This is a genomic window from Pantoea sp. SYBGC1, from assembly GCF_057197005.1.
The window spans coordinates 243,531-259,306 of record NZ_JBXUNM010000005.1 but is presented as its reverse complement, the minus strand read 5'-3'; the positions used below and the strand labels follow the sequence as shown (position 1 = coordinate 259,306).

Genomic DNA, 15,776 nt, shown 5'->3' with positions numbered 1-15,776 from the left:
CGTTTTTGCACCAGCTCAAAGAGCAGCAGAGCAAACTGCCGCAGCTTCACGGGCTGTTTGTGTATGATACTGACGGCCACTGGATCGCCTCGTCAGGCAATTTTGTTCCTACAAACGCCAGTAATGCCGATCGCGCCTACTTTCAGTGGCACCGCAACCATAACGACACCAACCTGCTGATAAGCCGTGTCGTCCGCAGCCGCTCCACGGGAGATCTGGTGATCCCGGTCTCGGTACGCCTCAATGATGCCAAAGGCAATTTTGCCGGGGTTGCTCTGGCCACCGTGCGCGTGGATTACTTTCGCCAGTACTACAGCTACTATGCTCTGGGCAGTAAAGATACGCTGGGCCTGATCCTCGCCGATGCGTCGGCGTTATATATCCGCCCGTTTTCAGATGCGTATATCGGCCGTATGCTGTCTGCAAGCCCCCTGTTTAAAACCCAACTCAAAGCCGCCTCCAGCGGCAATGCTACCTGGCGATCGTCGCTGGATGGCGTGGTGCGCGTTTATGGCTATGCGCGACTGGAACGCTATCCGCTGATTGTGACCGCCGGCTATGATATCGCAGATATCCGTAAAAACTGGATAACCAGCAACCTGATCAATCTGTTACTTAACCTGACACTGTTGCTGGCGATTGCCGGCATGGGCTTTCTGGTGCTGCGTCAGGTTGGCACCAACGTGCGTAATCAGATTGAGCTCACCTTTGTGCGGGATGAGCTCACCAGCATCAATCACACGCTGCAGTCGCTGGCGCTTGTTGATGGCCTTACCGGCCTTGCCAACCGCCGGCAGTTTGATGCGCTGTTAGAGATGGCGTTGATAAAATCACACAAAACCGGCGATCCGGTGGCGCTCGTTATGATTGATATCGACGATTTCAAACGCTTCAATGACACCTACGGACATGTCGCAGGCGATGAGTGTCTTCAGGATGTGGCGCAGGTGCTGAAAAGTGTGGTGCATTATCACGGAGATGTCGTGGCCCGCTACGGCGGCGAGGAGTTTGCGATCATTTTACCCAACACCGACTTCTCAGAGGCGCGCATCGTCGCGGATCAGGCGGTTAGAGCGGTTCGGGAACGGGGCATTGCTCATGAGAGCAGCGAGCTGCCAGAAGGCGTGGTCACGATAAGCGCCGGGTATTATGCGCTGGTGTCGCAGGGCGACATGAGTGAAGCAGACACGCTCAAACAGCAGGCTGACCGCGCGCTCTATCAGGCTAAACGCAGCGGGCGCAATCGTGTCAGCGAACCGGTTTCGTAATTCGGATGTAAAGAAGGGTCAGAACAGCGTCTGCCGCGTCGTGACAACCTATCCTTATCACTGGTGGTGAACAGAGGAGACGGGAATGAGAACGGCACGATGCAGCTTTACGGTGGCAAGCGCGCTGCTGGCGCTCTCAATGAGCAGTCTGGCGCACGCGAACAACAATGACCTGTTCCAGACACTGTCGCCGTCAAGCACCTCGCTTGACGGTTACCGCTGGAAACAGCGCCCGGTGGTGATTTTTGCGCCTTCTGCGCAGGATGCCGATTATGTCCGGCAGCGTACGCTGCTGCAACAGCATCAGCAGGCGCTGCGTGAGCGTGACATGGTGGTGCTAAGTGATACCCGCCCTGCGGATAACGGTGTACTGCGTAAAGAGCTCAATCCTGCTGGATTTGAAATTGTGCTGGTGGGCAAAGACGGTGGCATGAAGCTGCGACAGACCCGGCCTGTCAGTGCAGAGGCCCTGCTTTCACTGGTAGACAGCATGCCGATGCGAAAGGCAGGCCAGAACTGAAAAAAGCGGGGCACTGAGGCCCCGCTTTTCCGGACGGTTGCTGAGAACGTCTTATTCAGGCAGGGCGTAAACCACCACCTGATCACCTACCTGATCTTTCAGGATGGTATTGCCCCCTGCCACAAACGCCACATACTGACGGCCTTTATATTCATACACAGACGGGTTCGCCACAGCCGGTGCCTCGACCTGATCGGACCACAGCTCTTCGCCGCTGTCCACGGAATAAGCACGAACCTTGGCATCCATTGAGGCACCGATAAAGATCACACCACCTGCCGTGATAGCCGGGCCACCAATGGTAGGTGAGCCCCAGCTTTCCGGCATAAAGAAGCCGTACTGCTGCGATGCCCCTACCGGACGACGCCACTTCACATCACCGGTGTGCATATCAATAGCCACGATTTCGCCAAACGGCGGCTGCCAGCATGGCATGCCCAGCCAGTTGTTTGCGACCATCAGACGCAGACCATACGGTGCGCCTTCCTGAGGTGCAAAACCGCTTTCATTGCCCGACCCGTTATCCGCTTTTTCATAGTCTTCGCGGCTGTAGAGCTTTATATACTGCACAATGTGCGAGGTGTTCACGATAGCGATCTGCTTTTGCGGATCGAAGGCTACACCGCCCCACTGTACGCCACCGGCACTGTCAGGATAGGTCAGCACACCTTCGCCTTTGGTTGTAGGCGGCGAATACATGCCATCGTAGCTCAGCTTGTCCCACAGACGTGAACACTGGCCCGCACCTACGATATCCGCCAGTTTCCAGATAGCCGGCTTTTTCGACTGATCCAGCAACGGAGCCGGTTTGGTCGGGAAAGGCTGTGTTGGCGAAAGTTTCTCACCCTGCACTGACCCGTCACCCTGCGGTACCGGACGCTCTTCAATTGGCCAGACATCCTCACCGGTCAGACGGTTAACCACGAACAGGAAGCCCTGTTTGGTGGCCTGAACCAGTGCCGGGATCTGCTTGCCGTCCACGGTAATGTCCATCAGCGTCGGCGCTGAGTTGATGTCGTAATCCCAGACGTCATGATGTACCCACTGACGTGACCAGACCACTTTACCGGTGTTGATGTCCAGGGCCGTGGTTGAGGTACCCAGCGGAATCGACTCGGTGCGATTGCCACCCCAGTAGTTCGGTGACGGTGAAGAGACCGGCAGATACACTAAGCCATTGGCTTCATCCGCTGACATGTGTGTCCAGACGTTTGCCGTCCCGGTGCGCGCGCGGACATCCTCAGGCAGCGCCTCAAAGGTCCACTCAAGCTTGCCGGTCTGCGCATTTACCGTAAAAATTGTGCCCGGAGGGGCCTCAGCATAGGCCCAGTCTTTTCCTGCCCAGCCAATCATCAAATGATTGCCCACCACCGTGGGTGGTTGCAGAATGGAAAGCGGGTATTTTGCGTTAACGGTGTTCCACTGGTCGATGTCCAGTACGCCTTTGTCTGCAAAATTCTCACACGGCTTTCCGGAATCCGCATCCAGCGCCCAGAGCTTGGCATCCACGGTACCCATGTAGACAATCTTCTGGCACGCCTGACCCGCCGCCGGATTTTTCGCCTGCCAGTACGAAACACCACGGTTTTTCAGCACCGGCTGCGTCAGCGCTTTGCGCGGGGATTTGGTGTCGTAATGCCACTTCTCTTTGCCCGTCCCCGGATCAAGTGCAATCAGACGGTCAAAGGGCGTACCGACATAGATGGTGTCATTGGCAAAGATGGGTGTGGCTGACCAGACGGTAGCTGGCGTATCGCCCTTGCCATCTGACACATCGCCTGTGTGAAATTCCCAGACCTTTTTGAGCTTGCTGACGTTTTCTGCGGTGATCTGCTTAAGCGGGCTGTATTTCTGTGCATTGAGCTGACCATGAAAACTGTCCCACGTTGCACTGGTGGGCACCAGCGGCGTGCCTGGATGCGCGGCAGACGCAACAGGCTGTCCCTCATGCTTACCCGTTGAAGCCTCACTGGTGGTTTTTGTGGTGCCGGCATCCTGCTGGTCGGCGGCGTCCACATTGAGCTTTTGCCGTGCGCCCATAGACGCCTCGGTGGCTTTATCTTCAGCATGCACTGAAGACGCACTGACAAGCATGGCCAGCGCCGTCAGGCTGACTTTGATCAGCGGTGAGTGATGTTTGTTTTGCACAGGTGGCTCCTCAGACTCTGACGCGATTGGCATGATGCCGTGGGGTTTTACACAGCGCGATAAGGCCAATGAGCCCGACGACCATGGCAGCGGTAATAATGTACTGATGCAGTAACGCAGCGGAAAAACCGATGCCAAATAACACAGCAAGCGTCAGGATAATCCAGAGCACCCGTACGCCCCGCCCCGCGGTGCCACGGACCATAAAGGTCAGCAGCGCCAGTACCACGCTGGCAATCGCCACGCCCAGGGCACCAATGGTGCCGGTTACGCCGGTGAGTGGCGTCAGCCACGCATAAAGCGCCACGCCAAAGCCGATAACGGCTGCAAGCAGCAGTAATATGCTGCCCAGCCGTGATGATTGAGAATGCAACATAGCAGGAGATCCCCTGTTGAAAGACGTCATAAAACCACGCAGGCACACGGAGTTGCGCAAAAAGGCCTGCCAAAAAGATAGCGCAACAGCCGGAAATCTATCCGGCCACATTACGTATCCAACGCTGTGAGTATAGATGAAGGTCAGCAACCTGCTCTGTGAATATAACTCTGCGTTTTCAAACGCATTATGCAGATATTTTATACAGCCATGAGCACCCACAATTTGCGGCTATTTGAATCGCCACAGGTTTAACAGACACCCCAACGTCATTTAAGAACTTAAACAAAGATGCTGTTGGCTGGTCCATGAAATCCCGGGTGACAAAAGATATCGCCCTGAATGCGCTGCTGATGGCCGTGTGGGGACGTATCCTCAGAAACAGGCGCTGGTTCACGCAGATCAGAGCAGTCCGTACACCAGTTATGAATAGCAGTCATTTTTGACATCACGCGGTCCGGAAGCAGCATAAACCGTTGCGGTGACGGCCAGGACAACGCTACCAGAAAGCTTTTCCGGTTGCTGAAGCGTGAATGGATAGGTAAAGATATGCAGACCAAAAGAAGAAGCCTGGAGTGATATTTTTTAATTACATGGGAAGGCTATGTAAGAGTAAATGTTAGCCTGGCTCAAGCGTTCAGAGGCGACCGACTAAATACAAAAACCAATATAATCAACGACTCAGGCGTGTATGAATGATCCGTGGCGATTCATACAACGCTGTCGCAATGTGCCTGTGATGGATAAATATCGTTCAACACGCCATTCAGAACACACACCAAAACGGCATACTGTCGCCGGAAAAGAAGGCCTGATATAGCTGAAAATACAGCCATGCGTCGCTGTCATAATAGGCGGCTGAAAAACGTTAGCTCCAGATCCAACAATGCTGGCGGGGGTGAAAAAAAAGTATAGAGACAAAGTTCTTGCCCTCTTGTTGCTGTGGTTGCTGAATGTGTGGTCATAGAAGAAGACACCAGAGACCGGACATTCAGGAACAACGGGCTTATGATGCCAGGCATGAACAGGAGAAAGGAATGTTTTACGAAGGAGAGCATTTCTAGTTACCTTTAAGGAGCTGGAAATGTCTGATTTCAATAAGATTAAAGACCGTGATCGTCACGGAAAAGCCAAACCACACTTTCGTGTGCCTTACCCAAGCTATGCGGCGAAATATTGCCATTATGCTGACCGTTATGGCAGACGATCACCGGGTGTGAGCTACAACAAAAATCCCGGTTGGTGGGATAACATCTTCACTACTCGCAAACGCCGTGCTGATGACCGCGCGAATGCAGGGAAGATTCTGCATGGCCGCGATCCCGATGGAATTGGCTGGCTGTGCGATAAAAGACCAACCAAGTATTATTGGTAATCCAGTCCCGCTTCGGCGGGCTTTGTCGTTATGCTTACCAGGGTGAAGTCTTACTTCACATTTCCTGCTGATAAGATTGGCCTGCCTTTAATAAAGTCCATATCAACCGACTCCCGCGTTTTCTGCAGGAAGTTTACAGGCAACAGCACAGTGTTCTGCTTTTATTGAATGCTGACCTGAAGAACAGAAAAAACGGCATGATGGCTAAGTTGAATATAAAGAAGTGAATTATGCAGTTGATGGCTTGAGCTGATACTTCATTGCCCCACCGTGCACACAGAACGTAAACGTTAATCACAAAAAGTTATTCCAAGATGGTTTCACGACACTGCTTGTTGCTTTGATTATTCCTGCGTTTTTCATGGAACCCGAAACGGGACCTGAACGCGTGCAGCACAGACGTCGAGAAATTTAACATCTCCGGCTGATTGTTTTGCCATGGTAACGCGCATGCCCGGATGTACATTTATTCTTAAACCCACGCGCAGGCGCGTTTCAGCCGGCAACCCCATATTGATGTGCCTTCATGCGCGTTCGCTTCGTTTGTCTGCCCATAAACGCTGACCGCGTGCATTGCAGTTAACAACGGGGATTGATAGCCAGGCTGCAAAGGGTATACTCTCCTGACATACCCGTCAGGCCTCTCCGTGATGCCCAAATCGACGGGTTTTTTGCTTTTATGTCAGTATAACTGCACCGCTTTTCACGCTGCCCCCATATGCACATGCTTTAGTCCGCGACCGTGCTAAACCCATAACCGCTTTTCTGCCGGTGTGGGTTAACAGCGTGGGATAGCCTTAACGCGCACCCCTTTATATGAACCTGTAATTTTTCAATACATCACGGTAAGATGCTGGCTATCCCGCTAATCCTGTCTTTCTGTGCTGCATTGCCGGCACCTGGGCGTAACAGCATTTATGAGTGAACTCTTATCTTCATCAGGCCTGATGGTCTCTGGCAGTGATGACATCACCCAGCGCCTTAAAGAATTTGTCAGTGATAAAGAGGCGTTCTCGGAGAATACCTGGCGTCAGTTGCTTAGCGTGATGCGCATTTGCCAGCGCTGGGCCAGTGAACACGGGCGCACGTTTTTACCCATGGCGCCGGCCTGCCTGCGCGATTACCTGCTCTGGCTGCAGGCCAGCGGCAAGGCCTCCTCGACCATTGCCACCCACGCCGCGCTGATTTCCATGCTGCATCGCAATGCCGGGCTGGTGCCGCCTAACAGCGCGCCGCAGGTGTTCCGCGCGATGAAAAAAATCAACCGCACCGCCGTGATTCAGGGAGAGCGCGCCGGGCAGGCCGTGCCGTTTCGTATTACGGATTTGCTGAAACTCGACACGTGCTGGCGTGCCTCCGAGCGGCTGCAGCAGGTGCGTGATTTGGCGTTTTTGCATGTGGCCTATGCCACTTTGCTGCGCGTCAGTGAAGTCAGCCGGCTGCGCGTGCGGGATATCACGCGTGCAGCAGACGGGCGCATCGTGCTGGATGTGGGCTGGACAAAGACCATTGTGATGACCGGCGGCCTGATCAAGGCACTGGGGGAGCTCTCCTCTGAACGCCTCACTGCCTGGCTTACGCGCTCGGGCCTGATCCATGAGCCGGATGCCTATATTTTCGGGCCCGTGCATCGGACTAATCGCGCTGTTCCCGCCACCAGTAAGCCCCTGTCCACGCGCGCGCTGGAAGACATTTTTGTCCGCGCCTGGCAAGAAGCCGGTCCGGGAAAAGATGCGCTCACCAATAAAAAACGCTACCGCGGCTGGTCCGGGCACAGCACGCGCGTTGGCGCCGCTATCGATATGGCCGCCCAGAAATACAGTACTGCCCAAATCATGCAGGAAGGGACCTGGAAGAAACCCGAGACGTTGATGCGCTATATTCGTCATGTGGATGCGCATGATGGCGCCATGGTGAACTTCATGGATGGGCATTTCCCGCCCTCGTAATGGCTGCAGGCGTACAGGGTAAACGCGTACGCTGAAACACGGAACAGGAGAAGAGCATGAAAAAACGGATAGTGGTCCTGCTGACGATGTTGCCTGCTGCGGGTGCTTTTGCCGCAGAGTGCGATAATGCCATGACGCAGACTGAGATGAACCAATGCGCAGCGACGGCCTACAAAACGGCGGATGCGGCCCTCAATCAAACCTATCAGCAGGTGCTCAGGCGCACTGACAGCGAGCAGAAAGCGTTACTGCAAGCGGCCCAGCGGCGCTGGATCGGATTTCGCGATGCGGATTGCGATTTCACCACCTCCAGCAGCCACGGTGGCTCTATCCATCCCATGCTGGTATCGCAATGTCTGCAGCAAAAAACCGAGCAGCGTACCAAAGAGCTCCAGGGGTTACTGCACTGTGAAGAGGGTGATCTGAGCTGTCCGCTGTAAGACACAGTTACTTACCGTTAAGAATAAAACCTGCCTGAAGTTCTGGTCTGACATGCCGATAATCGGGTGGCAGGCCAGACCACACTCTTCTCCTGCTGTCACGCTGTGACCCTGTTCTGTTAACAACAGACACAGAAACCCACACTCTGGCTTACGCGCCAGAGCTTACTTGCAGGACCTTTCTTCCGGCGACAGCGACCCTGTCTGACTGATCGTGTCCCCAATTTTGCTGTGTCACGCCGGCCACAGTATTTGTTTACAGGGGGATTTGGCATGCAGCCCGCACAGCATAATGAAGCCGCTCGCCTTAAGGCGCTTGAACAATATCAACTCATGAACACGTCCTCTTCAGAGGCGCTGGATCGTCTGACCATGCTGGCTGCCCGGCTGTTCCGGGTGCCCATGGCCTTTATTTCGCTTATCGACAGCGAAAAGCAGTTTTTCAAATCGCGCTACGGCCTGACCATTTGCGAATCTTCCCGCAACGTTGCGTTTTGTCATCACACGCTTGAGCAAGACGACATCCTGTGTGTCACAGACACCCTGCTGGACAAACGCTTTAATCAAAATCCGCTGGTACTGGGGTATCCGCACATCCGGTTTTATGCAGGTATTCCGCTCATTACGCCTGAGCAACATCGTATTGGCACGGTGTGCCTGGTGGATAGCCAGCCCAGACCCGCACTCACCGCCGTTGACCATCAGCACCTTACCGCGATTGCCTCGCTTGTCATGGATCGCATGGAAGTACACCGGCTGGAGCTGTTACGGCACAGCAGCCAGCAGCGGCTGGAGGCCATTTCGTCAACCTCCTCTGATGCCATCATCTGTACTGATATCAAGCAGGGCGTGATTTTCTGGAACCCCGCTGCCACGCGGCTTTTTGGCTACAGCGCGCAGGAGATGATGGGGGAATACGTGGCAAACCTGGTCTCTGAGCGTTCTCAGACCGATTATCGTCAGGAGTTGGCGCGCATGATGGCTGAGCAGGCGGTGACGTCACCGCCGCGGCGTATGCAGATCTGGGCACTGCGACGCAACGGCCAGGAGTTTCCGGCGGAAGTCTCGTTTTCAGGCTGGCAGGAGGAGCAGGAGCGGCTGGTCGGCATGATTGTCCGCGATGTCACTGACCGGCATGCCAGTGAGGCCCGTTTGTGTGAGCTCGCCTCGCTGGACATGCTGACCCGGCTCGCCAGCCGCAGCGCATTCATGGATCAGCTCACGCAGCTCACGCAGGCTGCGGTGCCTTTTACCTTGCTGATGGTTGATCTGGACGGATTCAAAGAGGTCAACGACATGCTGGGCCACGCCGCAGGGGATGCGCTGCTGTGCCACGTCGCCGAACAGATCCGCACAGTGTGCCGGCATGCCATCCTTGCCGCCCGCCCGGGAGGGGATGAGTTTGTGGTTCTGCTGCCAGAGAGCGGTCAGGCGGCAACGCTGACTGCAGAGGCGCTGATCGCAGCTATACAGCGACCGTTTAACTATCAGGATTCGCCGGTCACCGTGGGGGCAAGCGTGGGGATCGCCGCGTATCCGCAACATGCACGGGATGCCTCTGCCATTATGTCGGCCGCCGATCTGGCCCTTTATCAGGCCAAAGCTGCGGGTAAAGGCTGCAGCGTGCAATTTTTACCGGTGTTTCGGGAGGCGGAGCAGCAGCGCCGTCGCCTGGAGCGAGAGCTGGAAGTCGCCGTGCGCCAGCAACAGTTTGTGCTGTTCTATCAGCCACAATATTGTGCACAAAGCGATGACCTTATTGGCTGTGAAGCACTGTTGCGGTGGCAGCATCCGGTACGCGGTCTGCTCTTGCCCGATGCGTTTATGGGCATGCTGATGAAAAGTTCGTTGTCGATTATGCTGGGTGAGTGGGTGCTGCGCAGTGCGCTGCATCAGGTCAGCCAGTGGCGCCGGTGCTATCCCGGCTTACATGTCAGTATCAATCTCTTCCCGCGTCAGCTTGATGATATCCGGCTGGACCGGCTGCTGGGCGAATTAACGCAAAATGACGCCAGTTTTGTGCATTTTGAAGTGGACGAGTCCCTGTTTACCTCACTGGTTCAGGAGGTGCCGGCACGTTTTCACGCCCTCAGAAGAACCGGTGCCCGCTTTATCATCGATCACTACGGGCGCACGCTGGGTGCCGTAAACCTGCTGCAATATGACTTCATCGCGGGCCTGAAAATCGATAAATCCCTGACGGCGCAGCTGGCAGAGAGCAGCCGGATTCGCATGATGTTCAGCGCGCTTGCGGCACTGGGCCGGAGCCTTGATCTCCGTGTGCTGGCAGAAGGTATAGAGAGTCCCGCGCAGCGTGCGCTGGTCAATGAGGCGCAGTGTGACATTCTGCAGGGTCATGCGCTGAGCCAGCCCCTGAGTCCTGACGAATTTGAACGGCTGTTAACGGCCAGAGGAGCGGCCTGATGAACACGCCCTTCATGACTTTTTTTCGCGTACCCGTCCTCCTGATGAGCCTGTCCGGGAGGCGTTATGCTGACTGACCTCACGGACGATCACCGGCGTCATCGCGCGCTGGACGCGCTGCGTGAAGCCGATGAATGCCGCGATGACGTGCTGAACAAATTTGTCCGGCTGGCAAGCCAGGTACTGGGCATGCCGGGCTGCTTTATTTCTGTCCTGGACGATCACGAACAGTACATCCGGGCGGCATGCAACTTTTCACTCAAACAGACCACGCGTGAAGACTCGCTCTGCCGTTACGTGGTGGATGATGACGCGGCCATGGTGGTGCCGGACACCTGGCTGGATGCGCGTTTTGTCACACACCGGTTTGTCACAGGTGAGCCTTTTATCCGGTTTTACGCTGGGGTGCCGCTGAAAAACCGGGAGGGGCTGATTCTGGGCACGCTCTGTGTGACAGACAGCAAGCCCCATCCCTTTAACGCAGAGCAGCTGGATACCCTGACGCTGCTGGCCCGGCTGGTGATGTCGTTTCTGGAAGCCTGGCACGCCTCCGGCTTAACCGATCCGGTGACGGGCCTGCCTAACCGGCAGCGTCTGCTTCGCGATCTGCAATATCTCGCCGCGTCCGGTGACGTCACGCCGCGGCGCCTGGTGTTAATTGATTGCATTGATATGCCGCGCGCCTACGAACTGGCGCGTTCAATGGGTATGGGCCCGGTCGAGGGCCTGCTGAAAGACGTGGCCACCCTGTTGCCGTTGCGCCTGCGTCCGGCGCTCGGAGAGCTGCTCTACACCGTGGCGACGGGGCGTTTTGCCCTGCTCACCCGCCATACCAGCCGCCTGAGCGCAGAGTGGATTGCCGGCCGGATGGAGGGGATCACGGCCGATCTGGATGACAGTCTGACTGTGGCGCTGACCACGCACACAGGCCAGGCGGATTTCACTGCAGATGCTTTTACGGCCCATGACATCCTGCGCCGGGCCGTCAGCGCCTTGCATGACGCTATCGGCCGGGGCGTGCCGTCGGTGACCTACAGCATGTCCTCCAAAGTGTATGACACGCGTGATGACACGCTGATGCAGGAATTTGCGGCGGCCCTGCGTACTGAGGGCGGACTCTATCTGGTTTATCAGCCTAAAATGTGTCTGCAAACCGGCGCGCCCATTGGTCTGGAAGCGCTGATCCGCTGGCGTCATCCGGTGTATGGCGAACTCTCGCCTGTGGCCTTTGTGCCGCTGGCAGAACAGACGGAGCTGCTCGAAGCCATGACCCGCTGGGTGATTGATCGCGCCATCGGACGCCTGGCGCGCCTGCGCGCGCACTGTATACAGCTGCCCATTACGGTGAACGTCAGCCTCAATGATTTTGCCCGCGAGAGCTTTGCGGCCCTGCTTGAAGAGCAAATGCAGCAGCATCGGTTACCCACCTCGCTGCTGGGCATTGAGTGCCTGGAGACCGAACGCATCATCGAAAGTCCGCTGGCCATGGCAGGCCTGGTGCGGCTGAAGCAGCGGGGATTTAATATTGCGCTGGATGACTTTGGCACCGGGTACAGTAACATCAGCTATCTGCGACGCATGCCGCTGGATGTGATCAAACTTGATCGCTCTCTTATCAGCGATCTCTCTTCAGATATGGCGTCGCGTATTATTGCGCGCAGCATTATCAGCATGCTTAAAGAGCTTGATTATGTGGTGCTGGCTGAGGGTGTTGAGAATGCAGAAACCGTGCATACGCTGACGGAATATGGCTGCGATCAGGCCCAGGGCTTTTTCTATGCCCGCCCGATGACGGATGCCGATCTGGATACATGGCTGTTGTGGAAACTGCGCGAGCTGTGCCGCTGAGTCCGGTTATCAGGCGTCCAGAGCCCGTGATGGCTGCATCACGGGCTCTGGACGCGGGCGATTAATTGAAAACCATCCCGCCATCGATGAGCAGTGACTGCCCGGTCATGTAGTCAGAATCCGGACCGGCCAGAAAGGCTACGCAGGCCGCCACATCCTCTGGCTCAGAGAGCCGTCCCAGTGTGATGCGTTTTGCAAACTCTTGTGTGCCATAGCCCTCCGGCTGACCTGCCGCGGCAGAAATCTGCCGATCAATCGCTTCCCACATCGGCGTTTTCACAATGCCCGGACAGAATGCATTAACCGTGATCCCGGCGGCGGCCAGATCGCGTGCCGCGGTTTGGGTCAGCCCGCGCACGGCAAATTTGCTGGAGCTGTAGACAGCGAGCTCCGGGTTACCGGTGTGCCCCGCCTGCGAGCAGGCATTGATAATCTTGCCCCCATGCCCCTCTGTCGCAAACGCCTGCACCGCGGCCTGAATGCCCCAGATTACACCTTTCACGTTGATGTTATAGACTTTGTCCACAACCTCTTCGGTGATCTCCGCAATCGGCGTGGAAGGCGCCACCCCGGCGTTATTCACAATCACATCAAATCCGCCCAGCCTCTGGCGTGCCTCTTCAACCGCACCAAACACCTGTTCGCGCTGTGCCACATCAGCCTGCAGCGCAATCGCATTACCACCGGCGGAGACAATCTGGTCAGCGACCTGCTGCGCGGTCTGCGCGTTGTAATCGCTGACCGCCACTGCAAAACCGTCCTGCGCCAGGCGCCGCGCAATCGCCGCGCCAATGCCCTGACCGGCTCCGGTCACCAATGCCACTCGGGTCTTCATCGCGTTATCCTTTTATAGGTGATTAAAGCAGCTGACTGAGGTGCAATTGCCCCATCAGCAGCGGGTTATCGCTGTAGTCAACAGGCACGGCCACCACCGCCGGGCCCTCCACATCCATAGCGCGGCGCAGTGTGGGTTCAAGCTCAGCGGCACTGTTCACCGAAAAGCCCGCGGCGCCAAAGGCTTCGGCGTAAGCTTTAAAGTCCACCGGACCAAAATTCACGCCCGAGACGCGCTGGTACTTTTTCTCTTCCTGAATCGCCACCATGTTGTAGGCGTTATCTACCCAGATAATGTGCAAAATGTTGGCTTTGAGCCGCACCGCGGTCTCCAGCTCCATGCTGGACTGCAGAAAACCGCCGTCTCCTGAAACAGAGACCACTTTGCGGGAGGGATCCACCAGCCAGGCACCGATCGCCCACGGCAGGGCCACCCCCATGGTCTGCTGTCCATTGGAAATCATGATTTGGCGGGCACGGAAGCTGTAGAGATAGCGGGCAATCCAGATATGAAAGCTGCCCATGTCCACCGTGAGGCTGACGTCACTGTTGATGATGTCCTGCATGGCACGCACAATCCGCAGAGGATGCAGGGCAAACTGATCAAGGCTCGCGCCCTGTAGTGCCAGCAGCTGACGCTGATGCTGCCGATCGTCAAGAATAGCGGAAGCCGCGGGGCTGAGCTGCAACGGCGTGGTCACGCGTTCGGCAATTTTGCGTACCGTTTGCGCAATGTCTCCGACCAGTTCGGCATCGGGCAGGTAGCGGTTATCGGTCTCTGCCGGCAGCACATCAATATGCACCAGTATCGCATTGCCGCTGTTCCACATGGCCGGTTCATACTCTACCGGGCTGTAGCCGATGGTGATGATCAAATCGGCCTGCTGCAGCAGACGATCCCCTGCCTGGTTATTAAACAATCCGATACGCCCGGCAAAGCGGGAGAAATGCTCCTGACGCACGGCGCCGGCTGCCTGATAGGTGCTGGTCACGGGAATATGACTCTTGCTTAACAGCGCATGAATGGCCGCGCTGTTTTCCGGCTGACTGGCCATCAGCCCCAGCAAAATCACCGGATTTTTGGCGCGGGCGATTTCACGGCTTACCGCCTCCACCAGCGCATCCGGCGCGGCGCCCAGCGTGACGCGGCCTTTATGCTGCAGCAAGCTGCCGGTCACCGGCTGATCGACGATGTCCTGTGGCAGACTGAGAAATGCCCCGCCTCCACGCCCGTTCTCAGCATGACGAAACGCATTCGACACGCACTCGGCCAGCGCGGCCCCGTCGGTGACCTCCACCGCAAACTTGGTGACCGGACGGAACATCGATACCGTGTCCATGCTCTGATGCACCTGCTTTGCACTGTCCGAGCGTTTTACCGCCCCGCCAATGGCCACCACCGGATCCCCCTCACTGGTGGCGGTGGCCATGCCGGTCACCAGGTTAGAACAGCCAGGCCCGGAGGTCACCAGCGCGACGCCGGCGTTGCCGGTGAGCCGGCCCACCGCTGCGGCCATGAACGCGGCATTGGCTTCGTGTCGCACGGGGATCAGTTCAATGCGTGAGTCCACCAGCGAATCAAACACCTTATCGATTTTCGCGCCGGGAATGCCAAACACATGGTTGACGCCCTGGGCTTCCAGTTGCGCCACGACCAGATCGGCCCCGCTACGCCAGGTTGTATGGGTTTTCAGCTCTTTCATCTCTACCTCTGTCCTTAACTTTCAACGGAGCGGATAGCTTCATCCAGGTTGTCGGGATTTAAATTGGCCTGCAGGAAGTCGCGATCCTGGGGTAAGTCGATCACGAGCTTGCTGATGGCACCGAACGTCAGCGTGCCCCTGGCCAGTTCGTAGTCGAGGATGTGGCCACCCCCCTGACGATCGCGGGTGATAAAGTGCTCGTGGTAACCCGCCACGTTGATGCCCTGCATGTATTGTGGCGTGCGAAAGCCAATGAGCTCGCCAGCCTGCTGATGAAACGCAAACACAGGCTGGTTGCCCAGGACTTCGGGCATTGAGCGATAGGGTCGGCACTGATAGGGCACGGTGCGGGTCTGCACGGCGGTAAACTCGCCGCTGATGCGCAGTGCGCAGAAGTGGTTATCAGAGGTGATGACGCTGTCGATCACGCGATGCACCGCTTCCCGGCTGGCGGTCTCACTGAAGTGGTGCTCATATTCAGGGGTGAAGAAGGTCATGACCGCGAAAGGAGACTGCTGTTCCGGATGGGCCGGACGGGCACTGCCGTCGGCACGGAGCTGATAAACTTCACGATCAAACGCCACCAGTTCGCCATCGAGCTGATTGAACGTGCCCAGTCCAAAATCGCCCCGCTCCAAGAGCGCGGCGACGGTGGTGGCGCCGTCGTACACGCCGTGCAGCAGCGCGCTCATCAGTGAGGTCTGATAGATAACCTTTTCTGCTGAATGCGTGGCCAGTTTACGGACGGTGTCGGTAAGTTGTTCCTCGCACGAACAACCGGATACAAAATCATACATTTCCTGCCTCACAAACTGATAGTTAAGCCGTGTTAATATCAGGATGAGCCAGCGTGCTCACAGAATCCAATAGCGAAAGCTGCCAACTTTGAGA

The 15,776-nt window shown here is 56.5% G+C and carries 12 protein-coding genes; 7 read left to right on the top strand and 5 right to left on the bottom strand.

Translation table 11 applies throughout. The features are described from left to right. On the top strand, nt 1-1,268 hold a 1,268-nt coding region (locus tag AC2CF9_RS11695; RefSeq protein WP_484557083.1), incomplete at its 5' end, for a sensor domain-containing diguanylate cyclase. 85 nt (nt 1,269-1,353) lie between these two features. Beyond that, nucleotides 1,354-1,788: a DUF4174 domain-containing protein gene (locus AC2CF9_RS11690; protein ID WP_484557082.1), complete on the top strand. Its 435-nt coding sequence runs from the start codon at nt 1,354-1,356 to the stop codon at nt 1,786-1,788. Nucleotides 1,789-1,839: 51 nt separating this feature from the next. Here the strand turns inward: AC2CF9_RS11690 and AC2CF9_RS11685 are convergent, their stop codons facing one another. Together AC2CF9_RS11685 and AC2CF9_RS11680 are read right to left on the bottom strand one after the other, a co-directional pair. After that, the gene (locus tag AC2CF9_RS11685) at nt 1,840-3,882 is read right to left on the bottom strand and encodes a pyrroloquinoline quinone-dependent dehydrogenase (protein WP_484557097.1); all 2,043 of its coding nucleotides are present in this window, start codon (nt 3,880-3,882) and stop codon (nt 1,840-1,842) included. 64 nt (nt 3,883-3,946) lie between these two features. Then, nucleotides 3,947-4,312 carry a hypothetical protein gene (locus tag AC2CF9_RS11680; protein ID WP_071669404.1) on the bottom strand — a complete coding sequence of 122 codons (366 nt, stop codon included), beginning with the start codon at nt 4,310-4,312 and terminating at the stop codon, nt 3,947-3,949. Between the two features lie 1,084 nt (nt 4,313-5,396). Between AC2CF9_RS11680 and AC2CF9_RS11675 the strand changes: the two genes are divergently transcribed. From AC2CF9_RS11675 to AC2CF9_RS11655, 5 genes are all read left to right on the top strand, one after another. Further along, on the top strand, nt 5,397-5,687 hold the full coding sequence (locus AC2CF9_RS11675) for a hypothetical protein (protein WP_484557081.1): 291 nt from the start codon (nt 5,397-5,399) through the stop codon (nt 5,685-5,687). A 917-nt stretch (nt 5,688-6,604) separates the two neighbouring features. Further along, nucleotides 6,605-7,636 carry a tyrosine-type recombinase/integrase gene (locus AC2CF9_RS11670; RefSeq protein WP_484557080.1) on the top strand — a complete coding sequence of 344 codons (1,032 nt, stop codon included), beginning with the start codon at nt 6,605-6,607 and terminating at the stop codon, nt 7,634-7,636. 56 nt (nt 7,637-7,692) lie between these two features. Continuing rightward, a complete protein-coding gene (locus tag AC2CF9_RS11665; protein ID WP_484557079.1) occupies nt 7,693-8,076 on the top strand; it encodes a lysozyme inhibitor LprI family protein in 384 nt (127 codons plus the stop codon). Nucleotides 8,077-8,409: 333 nt separating this feature from the next. After that, complete coding sequence (locus AC2CF9_RS11660; RefSeq protein ID WP_484557078.1) at nt 8,410-10,500, top strand: putative bifunctional diguanylate cyclase/phosphodiesterase; 2,091 nt, start codon at nt 8,410-8,412, stop codon at nt 10,498-10,500. A gap of 66 nt (nt 10,501-10,566) precedes the next feature. Further along, nucleotides 10,567-12,348 (top strand): bifunctional diguanylate cyclase/phosphodiesterase, encoded by a 1,782-nt coding sequence (locus AC2CF9_RS11655; protein ID WP_150016861.1) that lies wholly within the window; start codon nt 10,567-10,569, stop codon nt 12,346-12,348. 61 nt (nt 12,349-12,409) lie between these two features. Here AC2CF9_RS11655 and AC2CF9_RS11650 read toward each other — a convergent pair whose 3' ends face one another. The 3 genes from AC2CF9_RS11650 to budA are packed head-to-tail and all read right to left on the bottom strand — an operon-like array spanning nt 12,410 to nt 15,682. Continuing rightward, the gene (locus AC2CF9_RS11650; RefSeq protein ID WP_484557077.1) at nt 12,410-13,183 is read right to left on the bottom strand and encodes a (S)-acetoin forming diacetyl reductase; all 774 of its coding nucleotides are present in this window, start codon (nt 13,181-13,183) and stop codon (nt 12,410-12,412) included. 22 nt (nt 13,184-13,205) lie between these two features. Further along, on the bottom strand, nt 13,206-14,885 hold the full coding sequence (gene alsS / locus AC2CF9_RS11645) for an acetolactate synthase AlsS (protein ID WP_150016858.1): 1,680 nt from the start codon (nt 14,883-14,885) through the stop codon (nt 13,206-13,208). Nucleotides 14,886-14,899: 14 nt separating this feature from the next. After that, entirely contained in the window at nt 14,900-15,682 is a 783-nt protein-coding gene (gene budA, locus AC2CF9_RS11640; protein WP_484557076.1) for an acetolactate decarboxylase, read from the bottom strand. Between the last annotated feature and the right edge of the window lie 94 nt (nt 15,683-15,776).

Coding starts and splice junctions, on each gene's coding strand:
- alsS (WP_150016858.1), bottom strand. CDS start 14,885: ATGAAAGAGCTGAAAACCCATACAACCTGGCGTAGCGGGGCCGATCTG.
- AC2CF9_RS11690 (WP_484557082.1), top strand. CDS start 1,354: ATGAGAACGGCACGATGCAGCTTTACGGTGGCAAGCGCGCTGCTGGCG.
- AC2CF9_RS11655 (WP_150016861.1), top strand. CDS start 10,567: ATGCTGACTGACCTCACGGACGATCACCGGCGTCATCGCGCGCTGGAC.
- AC2CF9_RS11675 (WP_484557081.1), top strand. CDS start 5,397: ATGTCTGATTTCAATAAGATTAAAGACCGTGATCGTCACGGAAAAGCC.
- budA (WP_484557076.1), bottom strand. CDS start 15,682: ATGTATGATTTTGTATCCGGTTGTTCGTGCGAGGAACAACTTACCGAC.
- AC2CF9_RS11670 (WP_484557080.1), top strand. CDS start 6,605: ATGAGTGAACTCTTATCTTCATCAGGCCTGATGGTCTCTGGCAGTGAT.
- AC2CF9_RS11650 (WP_484557077.1), bottom strand. CDS start 13,183: ATGAAGACCCGAGTGGCATTGGTGACCGGAGCCGGTCAGGGCATTGGC.
- AC2CF9_RS11665 (WP_484557079.1), top strand. CDS start 7,693: ATGAAAAAACGGATAGTGGTCCTGCTGACGATGTTGCCTGCTGCGGGT.
- AC2CF9_RS11680 (WP_071669404.1), bottom strand. CDS start 4,312: ATGTTGCATTCTCAATCATCACGGCTGGGCAGCATATTACTGCTGCTT.
- AC2CF9_RS11685 (WP_484557097.1), bottom strand. CDS start 3,882: ATGCTTGTCAGTGCGTCTTCAGTGCATGCTGAAGATAAAGCCACCGAG.
- AC2CF9_RS11660 (WP_484557078.1), top strand. CDS start 8,410: ATGAACACGTCCTCTTCAGAGGCGCTGGATCGTCTGACCATGCTGGCT.